The sequence below is a fragment of the Saliniramus sp. genome, from assembly GCF_035311605.1.
GTDB lineage: Bacteria > Pseudomonadota > Alphaproteobacteria > Rhizobiales > Beijerinckiaceae > Saliniramus.
Genome location: NZ_DATGCW010000177.1, coordinates 1 through 4,609, shown reverse-complemented (window position 1 = coordinate 4,609; position 4,609 = coordinate 1). Strand labels below are relative to the sequence as shown.

The 4,609-nt window shown below is 64.8% G+C and carries 4 protein-coding genes; 1 reads left to right on the top strand and 3 read right to left on the bottom strand.

Going from position 1 to position 4,609, the window contains the following annotated elements; translation table 11 throughout:
• The coding region (galE, locus tag VKP01_RS08245; RefSeq protein ID WP_324411672.1) for a UDP-glucose 4-epimerase GalE at window positions 1-783 on the bottom strand (783 nt) is incomplete at its 3' end.
• A 169-nt stretch (window positions 784-952) separates the two neighbouring features.
• Here galE and galU point away from each other — a divergent pair.
• A complete protein-coding gene (galU, locus tag VKP01_RS08240) occupies window positions 953-1,831 on the top strand; it encodes a UTP--glucose-1-phosphate uridylyltransferase GalU (protein WP_324411671.1) in 879 nt (292 codons plus the stop codon).
• Between the two features lie 6 nt (window positions 1,832-1,837).
• Here galU and VKP01_RS08235 read toward each other — a convergent pair whose 3' ends face one another.
• On the bottom strand, window positions 1,838-3,643 hold the full coding sequence (locus VKP01_RS08235) for a DUF882 domain-containing protein (RefSeq protein WP_324411670.1): 1,806 nt from the start codon (window positions 3,641-3,643) through the stop codon (window positions 1,838-1,840).
• A 268-nt stretch (window positions 3,644-3,911) separates the two neighbouring features.
• Window positions 3,912-4,337, bottom strand: a complete 426-nt coding sequence (locus VKP01_RS08230) for a hypothetical protein (protein ID WP_324411669.1) — start codon at window positions 4,335-4,337, stop codon at window positions 3,912-3,914.
• Between the last annotated feature and the right edge of the window lie 272 nt (window positions 4,338-4,609).

Here is a 4,609-nt window from a genome sequence, read left to right as displayed (position 1 = left end):
CTCACGCACCGAGAAGCCATGGCCGTAGCCGCAATTCAGGACGAGATTGTCGCCGCCACCGCGCAGATGGGCGAGCGCGCGCAGATGCGCATCGGCGAGATCGGTGACGTGGATATAATCGCGCAGGCAGGTCCCGTCCGGGGTCGGGTAATCGGTACCGAAGATCGACAGGCCTGCGCGCTTGCCGAGCGCGGCCTCGCAGGCAACCTTGATCAGATGGGTGGCATTGGGGGTAGACTGGCCCGAGCGGCCCTGCGGATCGGCGCCGGCCACGTTGAAATAGCGCAGGACGACGTAGCGCAGCGGCAGGACATGCGCCGCATCGGCGAGCATCCATTCGCTCATCAGCTTGGAGCGGCCATAGGGGTTGATCGGCGCCGGCGGCACCTCCTCGCTCACCGGCGATTCGTCCGGCTCGCCATAGATTGCGGCGGTCGAGGAGAAGATTACCTGCCCGACCCCGGCATCCTGCACTGCAGCGATGAGCGCGCGGGTCTTGACGGTGTTTGCCTCGTAATAGCCGAGCGGATCGGCTACCGAATCGGGTACCACGATACGCGCGGCGAAATGCGCCAGCGCTGTCACCCCGTGCTGTGCGACGATATCGCGCACGAGAGCCTGATCGCTGACATCCCCTATGACCAGCGGCACAGCCTCCGGCACGGCATTGCGTTGGCCCGTCGAAAGATCATCGAGCACGACGACCGGTTCACAGGCATCGCGCAGGGCGAGTACCATGTGGCTGCCGATATAGCCCGCGCCGCCGGTCACCAGCACTGTCATTGCAACTCTCCGCCGTTTCACGGGTTTCTATCGGGCAAGCGGCGCCATACCATGGGTTTGTCTTGACCGTAAGGCAGCCTTGGTCGGACAATCTACAGATGAAAGATCACGCGTTCCTTAACGGCAGGATCAAGCCGGAACGTGCGTGCCAGAAAGGGGTGGAACTCACATGCAGCCTGTTCGCAAGGCCGTCATTCCCGTCGCGGGGCTCGGGACCCGTTTTCTTCCTGCCACGAAGGCCGTCCCCAAGGAGATGCTGACCGTGGTGGATCGCCCGGTGGTGCAGCATGTCGTCGACGAGGCGCTCGCTGCGGGAATCGAGCATTTCGTCTTCGTCACGGGGCGCAACAAGGGCCCGATCGAGGACCATTTCGACATGGCCTACGAGCTGGAGGCAACGCTTCGCGAGCGCGGCAAGACGGCGGAATACGAGGCGCTGATGGCGGATCTGCCGGCGGCGGGCGCGACGAGCTTCACCCGCCAGCAGGCACCGCTCGGCCTCGGCCATGCCGTCTGGTGTGCCCGTGACATCGTGGGCAACGAGCCCTTCGCAGTGATCCTGCCCGACATGCTCTCGCGCGGCTGCATGACGCAGATGCTCGCAGCCTACAAACGCCACGGCGGCAACATCATCGCGGTCGAGGAAGTGCCCGAGGACGAGACCCATAAATACGGCATCGTTGCCGTGGACGAGGCCTTCCGCGACGACGAGGCCGGGCGCACCTACCGCATCACCGGCATGGTCGAGAAGCCGCCGAAGGGCGAGGCGCCGTCAAACCTGATCATCTCGGGGCGCTATATCCTGCAGCCGGGGATCTTCGATCTGCTCGCCGATCAAGGGCCGGGTGCGGGCAACGAGATCCAGCTCACCGATGCGATGAAACGCCTTGCCGAGCGTCAGGACTTTTTCGCCATGCGCTATGACGGGCGCACCTTCGATACCGGCTCGAAGCTCGGCTACCTTGTCGCGAATCTGGCCTACGGGCTGGAGGACGAAACGCTCGGCCCGCAACTGCGCGCGGAGATCAAGTCCCTGCTGGCAGGCTGAAACGGCTCACTGCCGGACCGGCAGTGGCGCCACGGCGGGCCCGGAAAACGCGCCGATTGTCGGCCCGGGCACGCTCTCTCTGGCAAAGCCGAGCGCAAGGCCCGCTTCGCGCACGCCGACGAAGCCGGCTGGCGTCTCGCGGCCCTGCGGCTTCGCTTGCGCAAAACGCACGGCGCCATTGCGCGCGGCGGAACGGCGCACGGCCTCATCCGCATGGGGCTGCCCGGTGAAGAGCACCCGCCAGCTGGCACGCGGATCGCGGGCAGTGGTGACGAGATCGCGCGATGATGGCGCGCCACGCCTGCCGGTCGAGGCCGTCTCGGTAATCGCTTCTCGCGCCACAGGCGGCGGCACCGGCGCTTCGAGCGATGCGACGGCAATGCGCCCGTCGGAGGCTTCGGCGGATTGCTCCGCTGCCGTTTGTTGCGCGGCGTTGTCGTCGCGGATGTCGCGGCGCAGGCCCAGTTGCGTCAACGGATCATCCGAAACCGCCTCTGCCGCCGGATCGGCGAAGGCGGTGACCAGCGTGCCGATGGATTCGAAAGAAGTCGGACGGCGCGGCGGCATTGGCAGCGCATCGAGGCTGGCGAGAGAGGCAGGCATCGCGCCCGTATCGCCGGCTTGGGACGCATCGGCGATCCCGGTTTCAACGACGCGGCCCTCAGCCGCATCAGCAGAGACGAGCGCCTCCGGACCCTGCTGCCAGACCATGGCCGGACCGAGATCGGCAGGACGCGGGGCCGGCAGCGGCGGGGCTTGTGCCAAGGCGAGACTGTCGGAAGTCGCGGCCTCATCCGGCGTCGGACCGCTCTGTGCCGAACGCGGTGCGGGTGGCGGCGCCGGCGGCGCTTCGGGCAGAGAAGGCGTGATGCGTTGTGGCGCCTGGGCCACGGCAGCGGGCGCGGATGGTGCCGGTGCGACCTGCTGGCGGCTCGGCGCCGGGGCCTGTGCCGGCAACGAATCCGCCTCTGCGATATCCTGCTCGCTCTCCTCGGGAATGCCGAACAGGGCGCGCCAGAGGCTGCGGCGGCGCGTCGGCGCCTCGGCCACCTGACGCCCGGTCTCACCCATAACGGTGCCACCGGCGGCGAGGATCTCGCGGCGCGCCTGGTCGAACCCGGCGAGCGGCTTGCCGTCCGAGGGAATATGGACAGTGCGCTGATCGGGGAACAGGCCGACCAGCTGCCTGCGGTTCATGCGCGGCCAGTGGCGCACGCCGCCGGTATCGAGATGCACGAAGGGCGTGTTGGCGCGCGGGTAATAGCCGACGCCGCCACGCTGCATGCGCAGGCCGATGGTGCGGATGCGCTCCGCCGGGACGTCCGGCAGGTAGAAATCGACGGCCTTGCCGACCGTATGCTGGCTTTGCTGCGCGACATTGCCGGAGCGGCGGCGCAGCGCCTCGTTGGTCTGAGGCGAACGATAGGCCGAGACCACATGGATCGGCTGACGCGACCCGGTGGAGCGATGCACTTCCCACAGCAGATCATAGAGACGCGGATCCATCTCCTTCGCCTCGTCGCGGCGCCAGTCGCGCATTACCCAGTCGAGTTGGCGCAGACCGCTGCGATCATAGCGCCCGTTGCGCCGGAAGGTGACGCTGACGCGCTCGCCGGTATGCATCTGGATGATCTCGAGGGTGCGGGTATCGCCATTGGCCACCGCATCCTGCGTGCCCCGGGTCAATGCGATCACGAGCACGAGGGACAGGGCCAGAGCCATGACACGACGCGCGCCGACACGGCCGAGAAACGCTTTGATCCGCCCCGATCCCACGATTTCTACTCGCCTCCCGCCACCGGTTTTGCGCATCCGCACGATCCGCGCATCCGATTCTGCCATGCGCGACATTCGAACGGAAACATTAACGCCGCGTAAACCCTGTGCGGCAAGCGCCGCGTCGCGCGTGCATGCATGCCCGGGCCAGCGGGATGCCACCTTCATGCAATCTGATACGGCAAAGTTCAAGCCCGGTCACGCCGTGGCGCACAATGCAGACGAAAATGCGAAACGCCCGGCGGAGATGATCCGCCGGGCGGCCTGTCATGGCGAATGTGGGTGCGAGGGATGTTTGTGGGGATCAGCTGAATATGTTGCCGGGATTAAAGCCGAGACCGCTTGCCAGTGAGGACAAGCCGCCGATGTTGCCATCATCGACGAGAGACGAACCGCCCCTAAGGACATCCTGCGCAGAAAAATTGTCGGGCAGCAGGCCAGCATTGTCTACGAGTTGTGCGCCACTCGCGAGCGGATCGTGACCTTCGACGAGTGACTGCACGAAATCAACGGCAGCATTGCCGAACTGACCAACATCAAAATTGTCGAACAGGTCGAACGCCGCATTCGGCAAACCGCCGGGCTGCGTTGCCTGAGATGCAAGACCCGCGAAGTTTGCGAGGTTCATGGGGTTCGCGGGGTTTCCAATGTCGAAATTCCCGGGGTCGGTATTCCCCGTGATATGACCCATCTGGCCAAAGCCCTGCAGCGGAAATCCGGCAATGTTCATAATACTCTCCTTGAAAAATCGATTGGCGATGACTGACACTCGCACAAAAATAAACATAATTTCAATGAATTTTAAATGCAATTAAGTTATATTTGCAATAATCTATAAAACATAAACGGCCTCCCCACACGGGGGAGGCCGTCTCTTCGACATGACATCGCCTGCCCGCATCAGGCGGCTTCCTCTTCGAGCAGATCCTCTGTTGCGCGTTCCTCCGATGCATTCATGTCGATCGGAAGCCCATCGGCGATGTTGCCGTCGAGGTCACTCAG

Coding starts and splice junctions, on each gene's coding strand:
- galU (WP_324411671.1), top strand. CDS start 953: ATGCAGCCTGTTCGCAAGGCCGTCATTCCCGTCGCGGGGCTCGGGACC.
- VKP01_RS08235 (WP_324411670.1), bottom strand. CDS start 3,643: ATGCGCAAAACCGGTGGCGGGAGGCGAGTAGAAATCGTGGGATCGGGG.
- VKP01_RS08230 (WP_324411669.1), bottom strand. CDS start 4,337: ATGAACATTGCCGGATTTCCGCTGCAGGGCTTTGGCCAGATGGGTCAT.